Raw genomic sequence first — 20,426 nt, forward strand, 5'->3', positions numbered from 1 at the left:
CGGCCGGGCCGGACGCGGCGGCGGTGCCGGGTGCGACGGTCATGCCCGGCACGGCGGCCGTGTCGGGCGTGGCGGCGGTCGGGGGGTTCACGAAGTGCTCGTTCCTGTGGTTCGCGTACGGACGAGGGCGGCGACCTGGGCCTCGTAGGTGTCCTTGCCTTCGGCGCCGCCGCCCGGCAGCCCGGTGAGCCCGGGCAGCAGGTCGCCGAAGGCGTTGACCTCGCCGACCGAGAAGCGGCGCCAGCCGCTGGAGGGCAGCAGGTCGACGCCCACGCAGCGGATGCCGGGGAAGGCCGCGGCGGCGCGCTCGCAGACGGCGAGCGCGTCCGCGAACCGGCCACCGGCCGCGCCGATCGCGGCGCGGGCCGCGTCCAGGTCGCCCCGGACGCCGCCCAGATGGAGATTGGTCAGCGGAGAACCGCTGGTGCGGACCACGGCATGGGTGGCCCGGCCGTCGATCACCACCACCCGCAGATCGGCGGCCCGGCCGTCGAGCGAGGCCTTGGGCACCCATCGCTCGACGTGCAGCCCGTCGGGCGCGAGGGCGTCCACGACGGCGCCGACATCGGCCTCGGTGCGGTAGCGCCGCACCCGCAACGAGTTGAAGAGGTGTCCGTCGGGGGTCCGTTCCACCGAGGTGGTGGCCTGGACACGTCCGCCGGGGGCGGTCTCCACGGCGAGGACGCCCGAGGCGGAGGAGCCGTGCGCGAGCTTCACGAAGACCCGGCGCAGCCCCGCTCCGGCCATGAGCGTCCGCACGTCCGCCCAGCCCCGCACGGGCGGCGCGTCGGCGCCCGAGGTGGGGGACTCGGGCACCGGGACCCCGGCCGCCCGCAGACGCGCGTGCGTGAGCCGCTTGTCGAACAGGACGGCCGTCTCGGCCGGTTCGTCCACCAGCGCCGCACCGGCCCCGGCCGCCCGCGCGGCGAGCCCCCGCAGGGCGCCGGTGAACGTCTCGTACCAGTGCCGCGATCCCTCCACCCGCGTCGGGTCGTCCGCGCCGCGCAGCAGCCGGTCCACCTCCGGGTCCTCCCCGGGGGAGTCGACGCGGACGGTCTCACCGGACCGGAACTCCGCCGTGCCGCGCAGCACGTCGACCCACGGCACCACGCGCGCCCCGGGCAGCCCGGCGGCGCGGACCGCCTCCAGGAAGAACCGGACCCGGCGGCTTCCGGTGTTCCCGACGACGGCCAGGCGGAGGTCCGCGGCGGACGTCACTCGCCGACCGCGGTGTAGCGGTTGGCGACGCCGTCGTACACGTCCGGCTCCTGCCGGTCGGTGACGTCCACGTCCACGCCGTGCGGCGCGAGGGCGTCGACGATCCGCTCGCTCATCTCCTCCGACAGGTAGTGGTAGGCCAGGTCGAGCCGCTTGAGGTGGGTGAGCGGCTGCCCGGCGAGCAGGGCTTCCGCACCGGCGTCGGTCAGCGTGCCCATGGACAGGTCGAGTTCGGAGAGCCGGGCGACGACCGGCGCGCCCGCGACGGCCTCCACCACCGCGTCCTGGGTCACGCTGTTGCACAGCGCGAGGCTGCGCAGCGCGGGCAGCCGGGTCCCGGAGAGGATCGGCTCCAGATCCTCGGGCGTGCTGTCGCCGCCGTACCAGGTGGTGCCGAGCCACAGCTCCAGGTGCTCCAGGGCGGGCAGGTCGCAGGCGCCGATGTCCCGCACCAGACCGCCGGGCAGCCCACCGGTCTGGACGACGAGCCGGCGCAGCCCCTCGTGCCGCAGCGGCGGGAACTCCAGTCCGGTGGCGCCGCGCACGCCCAACGAGGCGAGGCGCGGGTAGGCGGCGAGCAGCGGGGTGACGTCGCCCTGGGTGATCCACGAGATCTCGCAGTCCTCGGACAGCATGTCGCCGAGGAACACCGCCTCCAGCGCGGACAGCCGGTCCGCGGCGGCCACCAGCGCCTCGACGATGGGGTCGGACGACTCCTCGTACGCGTCCTCCCAGCCGCCGACGACCAGGGCCCGTACCCGGGACGTGTCCACGGCGTCGAGGAAGCGCTCGAAGATCTCCGTCCACTCCTCCTCGTCGCCCGAGTCGCGGTACGTCACCGCGGACAGCCGCCAGGCCACCGACGCGGCGTCGGGCAGCTCGGCCGACGTCGCGGGAGTGGGGAACTCGAACACGGGCAGGTCGTGGAACACCCGCAGGTAATTCCCGATGGTCATGGCTGCTCCAGACACCAGTGTGTGCGGCCGTCGGATCGCGGCGGCAGAGATCGGCTGACGGCAGAAGTTCTACCAAGCGGCACTGACAAGGACGGTGGCGGGCGTCGGCCGCCGTACCGTACGCGCGTGTCCGTTCCGGAATGTGATGATTCGTCTGGTAGTCATCGTCCGTGGACGTCCGTCGCATCCTCACGGCCCTGTTGCTCACCACCGCCGCGCTGTTCGCCACGGTCCCGGCGGCGGCCGGGGCCGGCCCGGGCGGAGGAGGAACCACGAGCGCCTCCGGGCGGGCCATCGCCTCCGCACCGGAGACCGGCGCAGGGCCGGGCTTCGCCTCCGTGTCGGAGAGCGGTACCGGACCGGGCTTCGCCTCCGTGTCGGAGAGCGGTACCGGACCGGGCTTCGCCTCCGTTGCGGAGAGCGCCGCCGCATCGGAGAGCGCCGCCGCGGCGCGCGACACGGCGCGGCCGACCGCGTTCACCATCTCCGGCATCGACCTCCACGACGCCCAGATCGCCAAGTTCGGCGACACCTACTACATGTACGGCTCGATGTACGGCTGCGGCTTCGAGTGGTACGTGAAGCCGACGCCCTGGTGCGGCTTCGGCGTCTCCACCGCGCCCGCGCCGCAGGGGCCGTGGACCCTGCCCAAGGCGCTGTTCGACCCGACGACCGTCGATCCGTGGACCGACGACTCGTGGCAGGACACCTGCGGCACGTCCGGCCAGGGCTGCTTCAACCCGCGGATGATCCGCCGCTCGGGCTGGGGTCGCGACGACGGGGCCTTCGTCCTCTGGTTCAACAGTCCCCGCCACTACTCGGCCGGCGGACCCCACGCCTACAACGCGATGGGCTGCGCCTCCGCGGAGGGGCCGTGCGGACCCCCACCCGTGCCCGGGGGCTTCTACCGCAAGCCCGCGCTGTCCGTCTGCACGGGCAACGGCGACTTCGGCATCATCGAATCCGGTACGCCGGGCGGCCATCCCGCGATCGTCTGCACCCTCCCGGGGTCCGCGCAGCTCAACATCGAGGAACTCGACGCCCGGGGGAGCGACGGTACGGGCGTCGGCGTGCGCAGGGTCGCCGGGCTCAAGAAGATCGAGGGGCCCGGCGGTTACTGGGACCCGGTGCAGCGGCTGTACGTCCTCACCTACGCCGATCCCGCCTGCGGCTACTGCACCGGCACCCCGATCGGCTACGCCACCGCGCCCTCGCTGTACTCGGGCTGGGCGGCGCCGGGCAACCTCGGCTGGAACGCGCCCGCGTTCGGGCGCCGCATCTTCAACGGCAACAGCTGTGGCGGCCAGCCCAGGACCGTGACCGTCCTCGACGGGCAGGCCTGGCAGATCATCGACCTGTGGCTGGGCATCCGCAACGAGGCCGCGGCCGCCACCCATCTCGTCCCGCTGACCTACACGCCCACGCCGGGCGTCGCGGGCGACGGACAACTCTGGCGCCCGCCGCTCCGCCTCGACTGCTGAGGCCTCCGGCCCGGGGCCGGAGGCCTGGTACGGAGAGGTGAAGGAGGGAGCGGTCCAGGAGTGGCGAGGCGGCGCGGCAGGCGACGGCTGGTGGGATGTCCGCGCCGGACGAAACCGGATGAACCCTGATCAACCAGTCGCGAAGGAACGGCCCATGACACCTCGTCACACCGTCACCCCCTCTGTACCCGAGGCCCGGCCGGGAGCCTGGTGCGGCGCCGTGGCCGCAGCGGCGCTGGGGGGCGTCCTCCTCCTGGGCGCCGCCGCCCCCGCCCTCGCCGCCGAACCGGGCGCCGTCACGGGGGCGGCGGCGTCAGCGGCGGCCGTACGGGCGCCGAAGGCGACCACCGTCACGGTCAGCGGCAGCGGACGGGCCGCCTCGGCACCCGACCTGGCGGTGCTCTCGGTCGGCGTTGAGGCGACCCGGAAGACCGCGAAGGAGGCCCTGGCCGCCCAGAGCGCCTCGGCGAAGGCGCTGGTCGACGCGCTGCACGCTCAGGGCATCGCCGACCGCGACGTCCGCACCGAGAACCTCTCCCTCTCGCCGGTCTACACCCAGAGCCCCGGGGGCGAGAGCAAGGTCACGGGCTACCAGGCCGGACAGAGCTTCTCGGTGAAGGTCCGCGACATCGACCGGACCGGCCAGATCATCGGCGCCGCCACCGATGCCACCGGCGACGCGGGCCGGATCAACGGCGTCGTCTTCGACGTGGCCGACCCCACCGCGCTGCGCGCCAAGGCCCGCGAGGCCGCCTACCGGGACGCCCACGACAAGGCCGCCCAGCACGCCCGTCTGAGCGGTCACCGGCTGGGCCGGCTGGTCTCGCTCACCGAAGGCGAGAGCACCCGCCCCGGCCCTGGCGCGCTCCCGAGCGCACCGGCGGACGGCGGCGAGGGCGTACCGCTCGCGCCGGGCGAGATCGAGGAGCACGTGACGCTCACGGCGGTGTTCGAGCTGGTCTGAGCGAGGAGCCGCTCACTCGGTCGGCGGAGCGTCCGGGGAGTCCGGGGAGTCCGAGGGGTTCGGGGAGTCCGAGGAGTCCGAGGGGTCCGAGGGGGCGGCATGGTCCGTGGCGTCCGTGCGGACCGCGGCGGTCGCAGGGCCCGGGGCGTCCGCACCCACGCCGTCCGCACCCACGCCGTCCGCACCCGCGCCGTCCGTGGCGTCCGCACCCGCGCCGTTCCTGGCATCCGCGTCAGCGGCACCCGCGGGGCCCGCGGCACCCGCGACGCCGGTGGCGGCGCGGGCAGTGCCCGCGTCACCCGTCGGAGCCATGCCGCCGCCACCCGCGGCGTGCGCGGTGCCGGCCGGAGCCGCGTCGGGAAGCCCCAGTTCGCGGGCGAGGGCCGCGTCCGCCCAGGTCAGCATCGTGGCACGGGGGAGCGAGCCCTTGTACGAGGTCATCTGGACGGCCAGTCCGTCCAGGAAGGCGGTGAGGCGCCAGGCCGCGGCGGTCGGGTCGGGGCAGCGGAACTCGCCGGCCGCCACGCCCTCGGCGATCACCTCGGCCAGCTCGGCCTTCCACGCCCGGTCGAGAGTGCCGGCGACCTCGCGCAGCGCCGGGTCGCGCAGCGCGGCCGCCCAGCTCTCGATCCACAGCCGCCAGCCCTTGGCCTGGCCGGTCGGCGCGTACCAGCGGACGGCCGCCCGCAGCCGCCGCACCGCCGAGGTCCGGCGCCCCAGCAGGCCGCGGAGCCGCGCCAGGTCCTGCTCGGCGGCGCGGGCGAAGGCGGCCGAGACCAGCTGCTCCTTGGTCGCGAAGTGGTAGAGGACCAGCGCGTTGCTGACCCCGAGTTCCCGGGCCACGTCGGAGATGCGCAGCGCCGCCACGCCGCGGGCCTCGATCTGGGCCACGGCCGCCCGCAGCAGGGCTTCCCGCCGTTCGGTCACGCTCAACCGCTCTCTCGCCACGCCCCGACCCTACACAGCACATGACAAAGACATGATCGCCACGGCGCCTTCCCGCCCGGGCCGCCCATAATGAAGGAACCCCCCGACTTCAGGAGGCCCTGTGACCGGCACCGGCTCCGACCACGCGCTGCGGACACGCCTGCGCGCACTGCGCGCCGCGGCCTTCGGCGCCGACCCGACGGGCGCACGGCTGGAGCGCATCCGCCGCTCCCCGAACTTCGCCGACGGGACCTTCCGCAACCCCGAGGAGGCCCGGCACCGGCCGTCCGGTTCGACCGTGGAGTTCGCCAAGGTCTACTTCGAGAAGGAGGCGCGGGCACGCCGGGCCCCGAACGGCACGATCCCCGTGCATCCGACGACCGTCGCCGATCTGGCCCGGCCCGCGGCCACCGGGCTGCGCCTCACCTGGATGGGTCACTCCAGCGTGCTCGCCGAGATCGACGGCGGCCGGGTGCTCTTCGACCCGGTCTGGGGCGACCGCTGCTCGCCGTTCGCCTTCGTGGGTCCCAAGCGGCTGCATCCCGTGCCGGCGCCGCTGGCGGCGCTCGGTCCGGTCGACGTCGTGGTGATCTCCCACGACCACTACGACCACCTGGACCTGTCGACGATCAAGGCCTTGGCGACCACCGACACCCTGTTCGCGGTGCCGCTCGGCGTGGGCGCCCACCTGGAGCGCTGGGGCGTGCGTGCCTCCCGGCTGCGCGAACTGGACTGGACCGAGTCCACCGAGGTGGGCGACCTGCGGCTGACCGCGACTCCGGCCCGCCACTTCTGCGGCCGCGGCCTGCGCAACCGGCAGCACACCCTCTGGGCCTCCTGGGTCGTCGAGGGCCCGGACCACCGCGTCTACCACAGCGGCGACACCGGCTACTTCTCCGGCTTCAAGGACATCGGCGCCGCCCACGGTCCGTTCGACGCCACGATGATCCAGATCGGTGCGTACGCGGAGTTCTGGCCGGACATCCACATGACCCCCGAGGAGGGCCTGCGCGCCCACCTCGACCTCCAGGGCGGCACCCCGCACGGCGTCCTGCTGCCGATCCACTGGGCCACCTTCAACCTGGCCCCGCACGCGTGGGCGGAGCCGGGGGAGTGGACGAAGTACGAGGCCGAGGAGGCCGGCCAGGCGGTGGCGTTTCCCCGTCCCGGGGAGTCGTTCGAGGCCGCGGGGAAGTTGCCCGTGGAGCCGTGGTGGCGGACGGTGTCGCATCCGGTCGCGCAGCCGTGGCGTCGCCCCCGGCCTGCCGAGGTCGCCGTGGAGTCGCGCAGCGACGACCTCGACCTCGCGGGCGAGCGGTGACGCCGGCCGAGGACGGACCGCGGGGCACGGCCCGGATGCCGCGGCGTCCCGCGACGGAGGAGCGGGGTCGTTCGCCGCGAGCGCCGCACGGGGTGCCGGGCAGAGCGTGAAGCCGCTGCGCGGCGGTTCAGGCCCTCGCCGTCCCTGAGGGCCCTCAGGCCCTCGCCGTCCCCGAGGTCCCTTCTCGGTCCCGAGGTCCCTTCTCGGTCCCTGGCGCCGTCATGCGCGGAGCGGACCGTGCTTCGGGAGCGGGATCTCGAAGTGCACGGTGCCCACGCCGGGGCCGTGCTCTCCCGTGGTGCGGGCGTCGAAGATCTCCTCGGCCATGCCGCGCCAGAACGCCTCGGCGCCCTCGACGTCCACATTGGTGTGCAGGTAGATGCTGTCGTACCCGGGCGTCCGGGCGACGAAGGCGCGGGCCCGGTCCACGAGGGTGCGGGCCAGGCCGTTGCGCCGGTGCTCCGGGCGTACGTAGACCCGGACGAGTTGCGCGGTGGTGCCCGAGGGGTAGCGCTCGGCGAGCCAGCGCGGGTGCGGCGGGTGGGCCGGGCCTGACGAGCGGACGCCGGTGGTGGCCACGACCTCGCCGCGGTGCACGGCGACCAGCAGCAGGTGGCGCGGGTCGTTCAGGTAGGTGTGCTCGATCTCGGTGACGTCGCGGTGCCACGCGGGCACGTAGCCGTAGCCGAAGTCCCGGTAGAAGGTGTCGAGCATGACCTGGCGGGCGCCTTCCACATCGGCTGTGGTGGCGGGGCGCACGGTGTAGGGCGGGTGCGGGGGCCGGCTCATCGGATCTCCTGGGATGCCTGAACGGGATACGGGGCCACGGTGCCGGGGTGCGGCTTCGGGCTGCGGTGGGGTGCGCCGGAGGTACGGGCATGTCGCGGCATGCGTGCGTCCGCATGCGGAGAGGCCGTGTTCCGACAGATGACAATGAAAACGATTATCGATAAGGTCCTGATCGGTCAAGCGGTCGCGCCCTGGCCGGTGCTGCCGCTGCCTCCGTGACGGAGCGCACTCAATCGCACTGTGTGAAGGGGAAGTCGTGGCTCATCTGCTGATGGTCGAGAGCTGGGTCGGGTCCATGAGCAGGTTGCTGCCACGGGCCATACGGGAGGCAGGTCACGAGTTCACCTTCCTGACCCGCGACCTGCACCACTACCTGCGGTCGGCTCCGGAGGGCACCGCACACCCCCTCCTCGCGGCGCGTCACGTGCTCACGACGGAGACCAACGACACCGACGCGCTGCCGGCCTTCGTCGAACGGGCCCACGAGGCCCTGCGCTTCGACGGAGTGATCACCTCCTGCGACTACTACCTCGGGACGGCCGCACGCATCGCGGGACGTCTCGGGCTGCCCGGCCCCACGCCCGACGCCGTCGACAACGCGTGCCGCAAGGACGCGACGCGCCGGGTCCTGGCCGAGGCCGGGCTGCCGGGACCGCGCTTCGCGGTGTGCGCGGACTGGGCCGAGGTCGCCGCCGCGGCACACGACCTCGGCTACCCGCTGGTGTTCAAGCCCGTGGACCTGTGCGCCGGGATGTTCGTACGCCGCGTCGACGACGAGGCCGCTCTGGCGGACGCCTTCCGCGCGCTCGCCGCCTTCCCCGTCAACGCCCGTGGACAGCACCGTGAGCCCGTGGTGCTGTTGGAGGAACTCCTCCGCGGACCCGAGGTGAGCGTCGAGACCGTCTCGCACGACGGCGCCGTGCACGTCGTCGGCGTCACCGACAAGACGCTCGGCGGGGCCCCCGCGTTCATCGAGACCGGCCACATGTTCCCCGCGGCCCTGGACGCCGCGGACACCGAGGCCGCCGAGGAGACCGCCCGACGGGCCCTCAAGGCACTGGGTCTCGACGGCGTCGTCGCCCACACCGAGATCAAACTGACTGCCGACGGGCCCCGTGTCGTCGAGGTCAATCCCCGGCCCGCCGGCAACCGCATCACCGAACTCGTGCGACACGTGACCGGCATCGACCTCGCCGGCGCCTGCGTGGACGTCGCCCTGGGCCGCGAGCCGGACCTGCGCCGCCGCGCCACCGGACTGACCAGTGCCGCGATCGGCTTCCTGGTGCCGGACGAGCCCGGTGTCCTGGCGGCCGTCGAGGGCGCCGACGCCGTGCGCACCGCGGACGGCCTGCTGGAACTGCGGCTCGCCGATCCCGGCAGGACCGTCAGGGCCGCCGACGACAACAACGAGTACCTCGGCCACGTCATGGCGGGTGACGCGCGGGGCCTGGCCGCCCGGGACCGTGTCGCATCCCTCCTCGCCCAGCTCCGCCCCCGGGTGGTCACGCGATGACCGCCTCCACCGGACACCCCGTCGCGGCCTCCTCGTACGACGACCTCGTCGACCGCGTCCTGGCCGGCGGCTTCGGCCCCGACCCGCGCACCCGGCGGATCTCGGTGGCCTTCACCACCCGGCAGGCGGTGCGCCACGAAGGGCGCGGCTCCGGCTACCGGAACGAGGTGCTCAGCCTGCGCCTCGCCGAAGCCGTGGGATCCTGCGCGGTCGAGCCGGGCGAGCTGCCCGACGGCGCCGTCGACGACTGCGTCGGCGCCGACGTCGCCCGGCTCCTGGAACACGAGTCGCCGCCGGTACGGGTCGCCGCCCTCGACGCGTACCTCATGCACGCCCTGCCGCACGGTCCGGAGAACGGCGCCCGGCCCTTCCCGCTTCCCTCCGGTACGTCCCTCGAGAAGTCCCGGGCCAGGGCCCGGGCCGTGGCCGAGCTGGTCGACGCCGCACCCGGCGCGACCGTGCTCGTCGTCGGCGTGGTCAACTCCCTGCTGGAGGCCCTGCGGGCGCGCGGACTCGCCTACGTCCCCTGCGACCTCAAGGGCGGCACGACCGAGTGGGGCGAGCCGGTCCGCACCGACGCCCTGGCGGAGCTGGCGCGCTGCGACGCCGTCCTCGCCTCCGGAATGACCCTCGGCAACGGCAGCTTCGAGCCGCTGCGCCGGCACGCCCAGCGCCGCGGCATCCCCCTGGTGATGTTCGCGCAGACCGGCAGCGCGGTCCTGCCGCGCCTCGTCGGCTCAGGGGTCACCGCGGTGTGCGCGGAGCCCTACCCGTTCTTCTGGCTGGACGGCGGCCCGGGGATCATCCACCGCTACGGAGGCGTCCTGTGACCACGGCCGTCCTCGGCTCCGCGCGCGCCGCGGGCAACCCGGACCTGCTCGCCCTGCTCGGCCGTACGCCGCTCGCCCGCGTCACCTGCGAACTGCCCTGCCCCCAGCCCGGATTCTGGGCCAAGCTCGAAGGGCTCGGCGTCGGCGGCATGAAGGCACGTGCCGCCGTCTCCATGCTGCTGGGCGCCGAGGAACGCGGTGAACTGCGGCCGGGCGCACCCGTGGTGGAGTCCACCTCGGGGACGCTCGGCATCGGACTGGCCTTCGCCGGACAAGCCCTCGGCCACCCGGTCGTGCTGGTCGGCGACACCGAGCTGGAGCCCTCGATGCGGCAACTGCTGCGCGCGCACGGCGTCCGCCTCGAACTGGTCGACCGTCCGGCGGCCGAGGGCGGCTGGCAGGCCGCGCGGCTCGCCCGGCTGCGCGAACTGCTCGCGCTGCTCCCGGACGCGTACTGGCCCGACCAGTACAACAACCCCGACAACACGGCGGGTTACGCCTCGCTGGCGGTCGAGCTGGCCGGCCAGCTCGACCATCTCGACGTGCTGGTGTGCAGCGTCGGGACCGGCGGCCACAGCGCCGGGATCGTCGGGCCGCTGCGCCGCCATTGGCCCGGCCTGCGGCTGATCGGCGTGGACGCCACCGGCTCCACCATCTTCGGTCAGCCCGCCAGACCGCGCCTCATGCGCGGCCTCGGCAGCAGCATCCACCCGCGCAACGTCGCCTACGACGCCTTCGACGAGGTCCACTGGGTCGGTCCCGCCGAGGCAGCCGACGCGTGCCGCCGACTGGCCCGCTCCGCCTTCGTCAGCGGCGGCTGGAGCACCGGCGCCGTCGCCCTCGTCTCCGCCTGGGCCGCCCGCGTCCACGCCGGCGCCGTGGTCGCCACCGTGTTCCCCGACGGGCAGCACCGCTATCTCGGCAGCGTGTTCGACGACGACTTCGCCGCCGCCCACGGGCTCGACCTGACCACCGCCGCCACCCGCCCCGTCGAGATCCCGCACCCCACCGCCGTGGAAGCCACCGGCTGGGCCCGGTGCCGCACCGTCACCGACCCCGTCGCCACACACCCCGAAGAGAAGCCGTGAAGACCAGTCAGCGCACCGTACGCCTCGAACTCACCGAGCCGCTGCGCATATCCCGTTCGACGATGTCGGCCCGTGAGGCCGTGTGGCTGACCATCGAGCACGAAGGGCTGCGCGGCCACGGAGAGGCCGTCAGCAGCGTGTACTACGGACTCGACGCCTCCGGCCTCGCGCGGCTGCTGCACGCGGAATCCGCACGGCTGGCCCGCTTCGGCGATCCCGAGACCGCCCTGGAAGGCTTCCGCGCCGGTACGAGAAGGGGCACCGCCCCGCCGGCCGTGACCGCGGCCGTGGAGTCCGCGCTGCTCGACCTCGTGGGCAAGCGAGCGGGCGCCCCGGTCCACCGGCTCCTGGACCCGGACGCGCTCGCGCCATCCGCCCCGACCGCCCGCACCCTCGGCATCACCTCACCGGAACGGGCCGCGGCACACGCGGCCCGCCTCGCACGCGACGGGTTTTCAGTGCTCAAGCTCAAGGCCGGGGCCCCGGACCCGGCCGACGACCTGGCCCGCGTGCGGGCCGTCCGTACCGCCGCACCGCGCGCACGGCTGCTCCTCGACCCCAACGGCGCGTGGACCGTCCACGCGTCGGAGCGACTGCTGCCGCTCCTCGCGGAGCTGGGGGTCGAGGCCGTCGAGCAGCCCGTCGCCCCCGGCGATCCCGAGGCGCTGGCGAAGCTCGCGGAGCGCTCGCCGCTCCCCGTCATCGCCGACGAGGACGCGGTCGGTCTCGAGGACGCCCGCCGGCTCGCCGGACGCGTCCAGGGGATCAACGTCAAGCTGGCCAAGTGCGGCGGCGTCGGCGCCGCCCTCCGCATCGCCGAGCTGATCGCGGACACCGGCACCGAGCTGATGCTCGGCTGCCTGACCGCCAGCACCCTCGGCATCGCCCCGGCCGTCCACCTCGCCGACCGGGCCCGCTGGATCGACCTCGACGGCCACCTGCTGCTCGCCGACGACCCGTGGACGGGCATCGGCGGCACCGACGGCACCGTACGCGCGAGCCGGAACCCGGGCCTGGGCGTACGCGAGCGCGACGCCGCGGGGGCACGGGCGTGAAGACCTGGCACGAGATACGCGGCCTCCCGCCCGCCCTCCGGCTCCTCCTGGTCAACCAACTGGGTGTCAACACCGGCTTCTACCTGCTGGTCCCGTACCTCGCCCTGCACCTGAGCGAGGACCTGGGGATGTCGGCCGCCGTCGTCGGCGTCGTGCTCGGCGTGCGCAACCTCAGCCAGCAGGGGCTGTTCCTCATCGGCGGGACGGCATCGGACCGGCTCGGAGCGCGCGGCGTCATCATCGCCGGATGCGCCCTGCGCACCGTCGGCTTCGGACTGTTCGCGCTCGGCGTCGGACTGCCCGTCCTCCTCGCCGCATCCGTGCTCAGCGGCCTGGCCGGAGCCCTGTTCAATCCGGCCGTGCGGGCCTATCTCGCCCTGGAGGCGGGGGAGCGCAAGGCGGAGGCGTTCGCCCTGTTCCACGTCTTCGCCACCACCGGGGCCCTGCTGGGGCCGCTGCTCGGCAGTGCCCTGCTCCTCGTCGACTTCCGGGCCTGCGCCCTCACAGCGGCCGCGGTCTTCGCCGTGCTCACCGTCGCCCAGACCCTGGTCCTCCCGGCGCGCCAGGTCGCGCCGACCGGCAACAGCGTCCTCGCCGACTGGCGCGAGGTGATCGCGAACCGTGGCTTCCTCGCCTTCGCCCTGGCCATGGTCGGCATGTTCACCCTGCAGAACCAGCTGTACCTGCTGCTGCCCGACGGCGCCCGGCGCGCGACCGGCTGGGAAGGCGCCGCCGGTCCCGTCTTCCTCGTCGGCACCCTCGCCAACCTCTGGCTCCAGCTGCGCGTCACGACCGCGCTCAAGGCCCGGGGCAGCAGGGCACGCTGGATCAGCGGCGGGCTCGTGCTGATGGGACTGTCCTTCGTACCGCCGATGGCCGTGTCGGGGTACGGCCCGGCCCCCGACGGCCTCGCGGACGCGGCGCTGCGCGCGCTGCCCGTCCTGGGCGGCGCCCTGATGCTCAGCCTGGGCGTGATGCTGGCCCAGCCGTTCGTGATGGAACTGATCCCCGCCTTCGGCCGCACCGAACTCACCGGCACCTACTTCGGCCTGTTCTACGTCGTCTCCGGCATCGCCGCCGCCGTCGGCAACACGGTCGTCGGCTGGGCCATGGACGCCGGTGAGCGCATCGGCGCGCCGTGGTTGCCGTGGGCCTGCTGCCTGGCCTTCGGACTCGCCTCCGGCGCCGGCGTCGCGTGGCTGCACCGCCGCCGGGTCCTTCCCGCCCGCCCCACCGCCGTCCCGGCGACCGTCCGAGGAGCGCGCCGCACATGACCCACACCACCAACGCCAACCTGCTCACCGACAACCCCGCGCTGTACGAGGCCCGGTTCCCCGATCCCGAACGGCTCGCCGGGCGCTGGACCGAGGACTGCCTGCGCCGGTACGGGGCGCCCGGCCCCCGCGTCCTGGACCTCGGCTGCGGCACCGGGCGCGACGCCGCGTACCTGCACCGCGCCGGCCGTACCGTCACCGGCGCCGACCTGTCCGACGCGATGCTGGCGTACGCCCGCGACCGGCACCCCGGCCCCGCCTTCGTCCGGGCCGACCTGCACGGCTTCGACCTGGGGGAGCGGAGCTTCGACGCGGCGGTGTGCCTGGACAGCGCCCTGCTGTACTGCCACACGAACGACCAGCTCGACGGCTTCCTGGCGTCCTGCCGCCGGTCCCTCGTACCCGGCGGCCTGCTCGTCGCCGAAATGCGCAACGGCGCGTTCTTCCTGGGGCGTACGGAACTCCTGGACGCCCCTTCCGTCAACCGGTTCACCTGGCAGGGCACCGTCTACCGCTCCACCACCACGCTGTCCGTGGACCGGGCGGCCCAACTGCTGCGTCGTCGGCGGGTGTGGGCCTCGGACGACGGCTCCCCGCCGGTCGAGCAGCGCTCCGCGTGGCGCCTGCTCCTCCCCCAGGAGCTGCGCCACGTCCTCGCCACGCACGGCTTCGAGGTGCTCGCCCTGCACGACGGGCCCGGCCCACGTACCGAGCCGCCCTGGAAGGAAGGCGACCTGCCCGGCGCGACGGCCGACGCCGACCGGCTGCACCTCGTCGCCCGTCTCACCACCGCACCCCGTCCCTGAGCCCCCACGCGTCCCATCCGCTCGCACCCCAGCAAGGAACACCGCCATGAACGACTCTCCCGAACACGACGCCTCCGCGGACGACCGCCGCTTCCCCGGTCTGCGTCGCCGGGGTTTCCTCGCCGTCGCCGGAGGCGCTGCCGGCGTCGGCGCCCTCGCCCTCACCGGCTGTGCCGGTTCCGGACCGGCCGCCGGCACCGCCAAGGCCGGTGGCACGCCCAGGCGCGGTGGACGCCTGCGCGCGGCCTTCGCCGGCGGCGGCGCGAGCGAGACGCTCGACCCGCACCTCGCCAACCTCTTCGCGGACGTGGCCCGCGCCAAGGCACTCTTCGACAAGCTCGCCGACTACGGCCCCGACCTGTCCGCCCGGCCGCGGCTCGCCGCGACGTGGGAGCCGAACGCCGGCCTGGACCGCTGGAAGGTCACCCTGCGCGAGGCGGCCTTCCATCACGGCAAGCCCGTGACCGCCGCCGACGTCCTGTACAGCTACCGGCGCATCACCGACCCGAAGAAGGCCTACCGCGCCAAGGCGTCCCTGGAACCCGTCGACCTCGAGGCCAGCCGCGCGCCGGACGCGAGGACCGTCGAGTTCGTCCTCAAGCGCCCCACCGCCGAATTCCCCAACGTGCTCGCCGCGTTCGGCGCGTACATCGTCCCCGAGGGCGAGCAGGACTTCGACGGGCAGCCGGTCGGCAGCGGCCCGTTCCGCTTCGTCTCCTTCGCTCCCGGCAAGTCCGCCGTCTTCAGGCGCAACGAGGAGTACTGGGACGGCGCCCCGTACCTCGACGAGCTGGAGTTCGTCGTCGCCAACGAGGAGTCCGCCCGCGTCAACGCCCTCCTGGGCGGCCAGGTCGAGTACGCCCACGAGCTGGGCCCCACCACCGCCCGTGCCCACGAGGGCAGGGGCCGGATCGAGATCGTCCGGCTCCGCAACAGCGCCATGCAGGGCTTCGTCATGAAGACCGACCGCCCGCCGTTCGACGACAAACGGGTGCGCGAGGCGTTCTTCCTGATCGCCGATCGCGAGGAACTGGTCGCGGGCGCCCTGTCCGGCGCCGGCGAGATCGGCAACGACCTGTTCGGCAAGGGCTACGAGTACTACGCCGCGAGCCTGCCCCAGCGCGAACAGGACCTCGACCGGGCCAAGGCGCTGCTCAAGCAGGCGGGTGCCGACGGGCTCAAGGTCACCCTCGACACCTCGCCCGTCGCCGCCGGGTTCACCGAGGCCGCCACCATCTTCCGCGACCAGGCCGCGAAGGCCGGCGTCACCGTCACCATCAGGACCGGCAGCAAGGACAGTTACTGGAAGGACATCCTCGACTCGGGGACCTTCGCCTCCTACCGCTCCGGCGCCATGCCCATCGAAGCCCACATCTCCCAGCGCCTGCTCACCGGCTCCACCACCAACGCCACGAAGTGGCAGCACAAGGACTTCGACACCCTGTACGAGCAGGCGCAGTCCACCCGGGACACGAAGGAGCGGGCCGCGATCTACGAGCGCATGCAGCGCCGTCTGCACACCGAAGGCGGCTTCCTGGTCTGGGGCTTCGCCGACTGGATCCTCGGCACCGCGAAGAACGTCCGGGGCGTCGACGCGAAGGCACCGGCCAACTCCCTCGACTGGGCCCGCTTCGACAAGGTGTGGCTCGCGTGACCCGACTCCGGTCCTGGCTCGCCCGGCGGCTGCTGCTCGGCGCGGCGCAGACGGCAGCCGTCGTGCTGCTCGTCTTCGCCCTCACCGAGGCGCTGCCGGGCGACGCCGCCGTCGCCCGCGCCGGCGACCAGCCCGACCCGGAACGCATCGCGGCCATCCGGGAGGCCATGGGCCTCGACCGGCCCGCGCACGAACGACTGGCCGACTGGGCCGCCGGGCTGCCGCACGGAGACTTCGGCACCTCCCTGGCCTCCGGGCGACCCGTCAGCGCGTACCTCACCGACGGCTTCGGACCGACGCTGCTCCTCGCCACCCTCACGATCGCGCTCCTCGTCCCGATCGGCGTCGGCCTCGGCGTGCTCGCCGCCCGGCACGAGGGCCGACTCGTCGACCGGCTCGTCAGCTCGGTGACGCTCGGCGTCTACGCCGTGCCCGAGTTCGCCTTCGGCGTTCTGCTCGTCACCGTCTTCGCCCTGCGCCTGGGCTGGCTCCCGCCGACCGCCGTCGGCTACGGCACCGACCTCCTCGCCCACCCCGCCGCCCTGGTCCTGCCCGTGCTCGTCCTGCTCTCCCGCCCGGTGTGCTCCCTCGCCCGCCTCGTACGCGCCGGCATGATCGACGCGCTGGCCTCGCCGTACGCGGCGCACGCCCGCCGCTACGGCGTCCCGGGCATCCGCGTCCGGTACGGACACGCCCTGCCCAACGCCGTCGCGCCCGCCGCCCAGCAGCTGGCCCGCACCATCGACTGGCTGCTGTGCGGCGTCATCGTCGTGGAGGCCCTGTACGTGATCCCCGGGCTCGGCACCGTCCTGATGAACGCCGTCGCCGAACGCGACGTGCCCGTCGTCCAGGGCCTCGCCGTCGTCTTCGGCGTCACCACCGTCGTGCTCAACCTCGGCGCCGACCTGGTCGCGCGCCGCTTCGCCCCCCGCTCGGAGGTGGTCGCGTGAGATCCCGTCGCGCGCTCGGAGCGCTCATCGTCGGCGTCCCCCTCGCCCTGGCCCTGCTGGGTCCGCTGCTCGCGGGAGGACCCGGCCCGCGCACGGCCTCGTTCACGCTCGGCGGCGGACACTGGCTCGGCACCGACTTCGTCGGCCGGGACGTCTGGCGCCAAGTCCTGCTCGGCGGGCGGTCGGTGGTCCTCGTGGCGCTGGCCGCGACGGCCCTGTCCTACCTCGTGGCGCTGCCCGTCGGCCTCGTCAGCGCGCTCACCCACCGCACCTGGCTGGAAGAACTGCTGATGCGGCCCCTCGACGTGCTGCTCGCCGTGCCGTCCCTCCTGATGATCCTGCTCGTCGCCGCCGTCCTCACCCCGGGGGGCGTCGGCCTCGCCCTGCTGGTGGCCCTCGTCAACGTCCCCGACGCCGCCCGGATCGTCCGGGCCGCGGCGGCCGACGTCGCGTCGCGCCCGGCGGTCGAAGCGCTGCGCATGCAGGGGGAGACCTGGTGGCGCACGGCCGTCGGCTACGTGGGCCGGTCCCTGACGCGCACGCTCGCCGCCGACGCGGGCGTACGGCTGACCGGTGTGCTGTACCTCGTCGCCACCGCGGCGTTCCTCGGCGTCGGCGTCGAGCCGGACGCGGCCGACTGGGCGGTCTTGGTGGACCGCAACCGCACCGGGCTGTTCGTCCAGCCCTGGGCCGTGGTCGTGCCCGCCCTGCTCATCGTCGCCCTGACCACGGGGGCCAACCTGCTCGTCGACGCCCGACTGGAGAGGCGGAAGCGGACGTGAACGAGACCAAGCCGGTCGCCGAGATCAGGAACCTGCGCGTGGAGGTGGACGGCCGGGCGATCGTCGACGGAGTGAACCTCCGGGTCGTCCCCGGCACGATCACCGCCCTCGTGGGCGCGTCCGGCAGCGGGAAGACCACCACGGGCCTGGCGCTGCTCGGCGAGTACCCGGAGGGCGCACGCGTCACGGGAGACGTCCACGCGCCCGACGGCCTCGTCGGATACGTCCCGCAGCACCCCGCAGCCGTACTCAATCCCGCGCGTCGCACCGGCGCCCTGCTGCGGGACATCGCCCGTACGCAGGTACGGCACCTGCCGCGACGGGACCGCCGGGCCGCCGTGCACGAGCGCGTCCTGCGGGCGCTGTCGTCGGCCCAGGTGCCCGATGCCGGGACGATGCTGCGGCGCCACCCCGACCAGCTGTCGGGCGGTCAGCAACAACGCGTCGTCCTCGCACAGGCCCTGCTGCTCGGCGCCCGGGTCGTGGTGGCCGACGAGCCGACCACAGGACAGGACGCACTGACGAAACGGGGCATCGTCGAGCAGCTCGCGGCCGTCGCCCGGGAAGGCATCGCCGTCGTCCTGCTCAGTCACGACCTGGACGTCGTACGCGCACTCGCCGACGAGGTGCTGGTCATGCAGGACGGGCACGTGGCGGAGTCGGGGCCGGCCGAGCGCCTGTGGCGCGCGCCGCGGCACCCCTGGACGGCCGAACTCCTGGCAGCCGCATCCACCACCACCCGCATCGAGCCGGCAGCCGAGGGCGACGTGGTCCTCCGGACCGGGCACCTCATCGCCCGCCACGGCCGGACGGCCGTGGTCCGTACGCCTCCGCTCGTCCTCCGCGCCGGCGAATGCCTGGCCGTCGTCGGCCGCTCGGGCAGCGGAAAGACCACCCTGGCCCGCTGCCTGGCGGGCCTCCACCGCGATCACGACGGTGAGATCCTCCTCGACGGCGTCCCCCTCCCCCGCAGCCTGCGGAACCGCACGCGGCGGCAACTCGCCTCCGTCCAGTACGTCTTCCAGGACGCCGCAGCCGCGTTCGACGAACACCGCCCGGTCCTCCAGCAGGTGGCCCGCACGGCGGTACGGCTGCGCGGGGTGGCCGAGCCGGACGCACTGGCCGAAGCGCTCACCACTCTCGCCGCCCTCGGGCTGGCCGACGACCTCGTATGCCGTCGCCCCGGCCGGCTGTCCGGCGGCGAACTCCAGCGCGCGGCACTGGCCCGGGCCCTGCTGGCCCGGCCCCGAGTCCTGATCTGCGACGAGATCACCTCCGGCCTCGACACGGTCACCCGCCGGGGCATCCTCGACACGCTGGCGGGCCTCGTGCGCGACCGGGGCGACCTGTCCCTCGTACTGGTCACGCACGACCCGGCCACGGCCGCGCTGGCCACCCGCATCGCCGTGCTGGAGGCCGGCGCCCTCGTCGAAGAGGGACCGGCACGGCAGCTCCTCACGGCCCCGCGGCACGCCTTCGGCGTCCGTCTGCTGGAGACCGTCGCGCGCGACCGCCCGCGAGGACGAGTACCTGAGTGAGGCACTCGGCCGGCCCGGTCCGGCCGGTCCGGCCGCCGCGGCCCAGGCGGGGGACGGGTGGGCAGCCGAGCGGGACTCCGGCGTCGCGGGTGACCGCTGACGGCGGGCGACCGTCCGTCGGCCGCCCTCGCGTCCGTGCCTGCCCGGGCCGGAGCCGGGAACGGGCCGCGGACCTCAGTCCAGTGCGTCGGCGGCCAGGACCCACAGGTCGCCGGTGCCGCACGTGATGCGGCGGCCGGTGCCGGCCGGCGGCCGGTCGAGCGTGGTGCGGCGCAGCCGCCAGCGTGTTCCGTCGATCACCGCCACCGGGCCCTGCACGCGGGAGTGGTGGCCCGCGATGTTCCACGCGCGCACCTGGGTGTGGATGTCGGTGGCCTTCGCGGACCAGTCCACCGTGGCGTAGTCCTCGGTGAAGAATCCGGCCCAGCTGCCCTCCCGCCGCGGCTGCGGTTCGCCTGGGTCCCCGCTCACCAGCCGCCGCAGCACCTGCGGCAGCATCGCCGAAGCCGCTTCCAGGACCCGGGTGTTGACGCCGGTGAAGGACCAGAGCCCGTCGGACAGCGGGATCGTCGTACGGGCCAGCACGGAGCCGGTGTCCAGCTCCGCGTCCATCCGGTGCCAGGTCACCCCGATCGAGCGTTCGCCGTTGCGCACGGCCCATCCGACCGGGTTCGGACCCCGGTAGGACGGCAGGTCGGAGGGGTGGCAGTTGATCGTTCCCAGGCGTGGGGCGGACACGGCGGCGGCCGGCAGTTTCCTCGGGTAGCCGTAGCTGACGGCCACGTCCACCGCGTAGGCGCGCAGGATCGCGGTGACCGCGTCCGCGCGGGAGGGAACGGCCAGGTCCACGCCCGGCGGCAGGTCGTGCTCGCCGAGCACGTGTCCGGGCCAGTCGACCGGGCGCCGGTAGCCGACCACGACCGGCACCCGGTGCCCCAGCGTGCCGAGCGCCTCGACCAGCGGCGGAGCGGTCTGCGGCAGCGCCGCGACGACGGCGACGCTCAGTGCGGGGGCGTCCTGATCGCGCGTCGTCGCCCGTGGCGCGTGCGGGGCGGTCATCGAGCGGCCTCGGCGGCTCGCAGCGAGCGCGGCCGCAGGTCGGTCCAGGACGTCTCGATCCAGGCCAGGCAGGTGGCCCGGTCGGCGCGCGGATGCACCTCGCGCCAGCCGTCGGGAACGCTGATGTGGGCGGGCCAGAGGCTGTGCTGGTCCTCGTCGTTGACGAGGACCAGGAAGGTGCCGTCGGGGTCGTCGAAGGGGTTCACGGGTCTCCTCGGGTG

Annotated in this window: 18 protein-coding genes and 1 pseudogene; 13 read left to right on the forward strand and 6 right to left on the reverse strand. The window is 74.3% G+C overall.

All coding sequences use genetic code 11. From position 1 onward, the window contains the following. Positions 1-87: 87 nt before the first annotated feature. Both ESG85_RS15535 and ESG85_RS15540 read right to left on the reverse strand, forming a co-directional pair. On the reverse strand, positions 88-1,218 hold the full coding sequence (locus ESG85_RS15535; RefSeq protein WP_128979637.1) for an STM4014 family protein: 1,131 nt from the start codon (positions 1,216-1,218) through the stop codon (positions 88-90). Beyond that, a complete protein-coding gene (locus tag ESG85_RS15540; RefSeq protein ID WP_128979639.1) occupies positions 1,215-2,174 on the reverse strand; it encodes an STM4015 family protein in 960 nt (319 codons plus the stop codon). Before ESG85_RS15540 ends, ESG85_RS15535 begins: the two co-directional genes overlap by 4 nt. A 170-nt stretch (positions 2,175-2,344) precedes the next feature. On the opposite strand from ESG85_RS15540, the gene ESG85_RS15545 reads away from it, so the two are divergent. After that, the gene (locus ESG85_RS15545; protein ID WP_128979641.1) at positions 2,345-3,655 is read left to right on the forward strand and encodes a glycoside hydrolase family protein; all 1,311 of its coding nucleotides are present in this window, start codon (positions 2,345-2,347) and stop codon (positions 3,653-3,655) included. 154 nt (positions 3,656-3,809) lie between these two features. Then, positions 3,810-4,619, forward strand: a complete 810-nt coding sequence (locus ESG85_RS15550; RefSeq protein ID WP_128979643.1) for an SIMPL domain-containing protein — start codon at positions 3,810-3,812, stop codon at positions 4,617-4,619. 348 nt (positions 4,620-4,967) lie between these two features. Here ESG85_RS15550 and ESG85_RS15555 read toward each other — a convergent pair. Further along, positions 4,968-5,567, reverse strand: a pseudogene (locus ESG85_RS15555) (TetR/AcrR family transcriptional regulator); the annotation flags it as partial. A gap of 100 nt (positions 5,568-5,667) precedes the next feature. Here ESG85_RS15555 and ESG85_RS15560 point away from each other — a divergent pair. Further along, a complete protein-coding gene (locus tag ESG85_RS15560; protein ID WP_128979645.1) occupies positions 5,668-6,867 on the forward strand; it encodes an MBL fold metallo-hydrolase in 1,200 nt (399 codons plus the stop codon). 219 nt (positions 6,868-7,086) lie between these two features. On the opposite strand, the gene ESG85_RS15565 is transcribed toward ESG85_RS15560, so the two are convergent. Next, positions 7,087-7,656: a GNAT family N-acetyltransferase gene (locus ESG85_RS15565; protein WP_128979647.1), complete on the reverse strand. Its 570-nt coding sequence runs from the start codon at positions 7,654-7,656 to the stop codon at positions 7,087-7,089. A 256-nt stretch (positions 7,657-7,912) separates the two neighbouring features. Here ESG85_RS15565 and ESG85_RS15570 point away from each other — a divergent pair, with 256 nt between their 5' ends. The 10 genes from ESG85_RS15570 to ESG85_RS15615 are packed head-to-tail and all read left to right on the forward strand — an operon-like array spanning position 7,913 to position 19,146. After that, on the forward strand, positions 7,913-9,169 hold the full coding sequence (locus tag ESG85_RS15570; RefSeq protein ID WP_128979649.1) for an ATP-grasp domain-containing protein: 1,257 nt from the start codon (positions 7,913-7,915) through the stop codon (positions 9,167-9,169). Then, entirely contained in the window at positions 9,166-9,999 is an 834-nt protein-coding gene (locus ESG85_RS15575) for a Rossmann-like domain-containing protein (RefSeq protein WP_128979651.1), read from the forward strand. The genes ESG85_RS15570 and ESG85_RS15575 overlap by 4 nt, the downstream gene beginning before the upstream one ends. Then, the gene (locus ESG85_RS15580; RefSeq protein ID WP_128979653.1) at positions 9,996-11,087 is read left to right on the forward strand and encodes a PLP-dependent cysteine synthase family protein; all 1,092 of its coding nucleotides are present in this window, start codon (positions 9,996-9,998) and stop codon (positions 11,085-11,087) included. The genes ESG85_RS15575 and ESG85_RS15580 overlap by 4 nt, the downstream gene beginning before the upstream one ends. Next, entirely contained in the window at positions 11,084-12,142 is a 1,059-nt protein-coding gene (locus ESG85_RS15585; protein ID WP_128979655.1) for a dipeptide epimerase, read from the forward strand. Before ESG85_RS15580 ends, ESG85_RS15585 begins: the two co-directional genes overlap by 4 nt. Then, on the forward strand, positions 12,139-13,416 hold the full coding sequence (locus ESG85_RS15590; RefSeq protein ID WP_128979656.1) for an MFS transporter: 1,278 nt from the start codon (positions 12,139-12,141) through the stop codon (positions 13,414-13,416). The genes ESG85_RS15585 and ESG85_RS15590 overlap by 4 nt, the downstream gene beginning before the upstream one ends. Then, entirely contained in the window at positions 13,413-14,222 is an 810-nt protein-coding gene (locus ESG85_RS15595; protein ID WP_128979658.1) for a class I SAM-dependent methyltransferase, read from the forward strand. Before ESG85_RS15590 ends, ESG85_RS15595 begins: the two co-directional genes overlap by 4 nt. Before the next feature lie 46 nt (positions 14,223-14,268). After that, positions 14,269-15,876, forward strand: coding sequence for an ABC transporter substrate-binding protein (locus ESG85_RS15600; protein ID WP_128979660.1), 1,608 nt, complete (start codon positions 14,269-14,271; stop codon positions 15,874-15,876). Then, on the forward strand, positions 15,873-16,826 hold the full coding sequence (locus ESG85_RS15605; protein WP_128979662.1) for an ABC transporter permease: 954 nt from the start codon (positions 15,873-15,875) through the stop codon (positions 16,824-16,826). The genes ESG85_RS15600 and ESG85_RS15605 overlap by 4 nt, the downstream gene beginning before the upstream one ends. Next, complete coding sequence (locus tag ESG85_RS15610; protein WP_128979664.1) at positions 16,823-17,608, forward strand: ABC transporter permease; 786 nt, start codon at positions 16,823-16,825, stop codon at positions 17,606-17,608. The genes ESG85_RS15605 and ESG85_RS15610 overlap by 4 nt, the downstream gene beginning before the upstream one ends. Continuing rightward, positions 17,605-19,146: an ABC transporter ATP-binding protein gene (locus tag ESG85_RS15615; protein WP_128979666.1), complete on the forward strand. Its 1,542-nt coding sequence runs from the start codon at positions 17,605-17,607 to the stop codon at positions 19,144-19,146. The genes ESG85_RS15610 and ESG85_RS15615 overlap by 4 nt, the downstream gene beginning before the upstream one ends. Before the next feature lie 174 nt (positions 19,147-19,320). Here ESG85_RS15615 and ESG85_RS15620 read toward each other — a convergent pair whose 3' ends face one another. Further along, complete coding sequence (locus ESG85_RS15620; protein ID WP_128979668.1) at positions 19,321-20,205, reverse strand: methionyl-tRNA formyltransferase; 885 nt, start codon at positions 20,203-20,205, stop codon at positions 19,321-19,323. Then, positions 20,202-20,411, reverse strand: coding sequence for an MbtH family protein (locus ESG85_RS15625; protein WP_128979670.1), 210 nt, complete (start codon positions 20,409-20,411; stop codon positions 20,202-20,204). The genes ESG85_RS15620 and ESG85_RS15625 overlap by 4 nt, the downstream gene beginning before the upstream one ends. Positions 20,412-20,426: the final 15 nt, after the last annotated feature.

Origin of the sequence: Streptomyces roseicoloratus (assembly GCF_004117935.1) — a bacterium.
In the GTDB taxonomy this organism is placed as follows: domain Bacteria; phylum Actinomycetota; class Actinomycetes; order Streptomycetales; family Streptomycetaceae; genus Streptomyces; species Streptomyces roseicoloratus.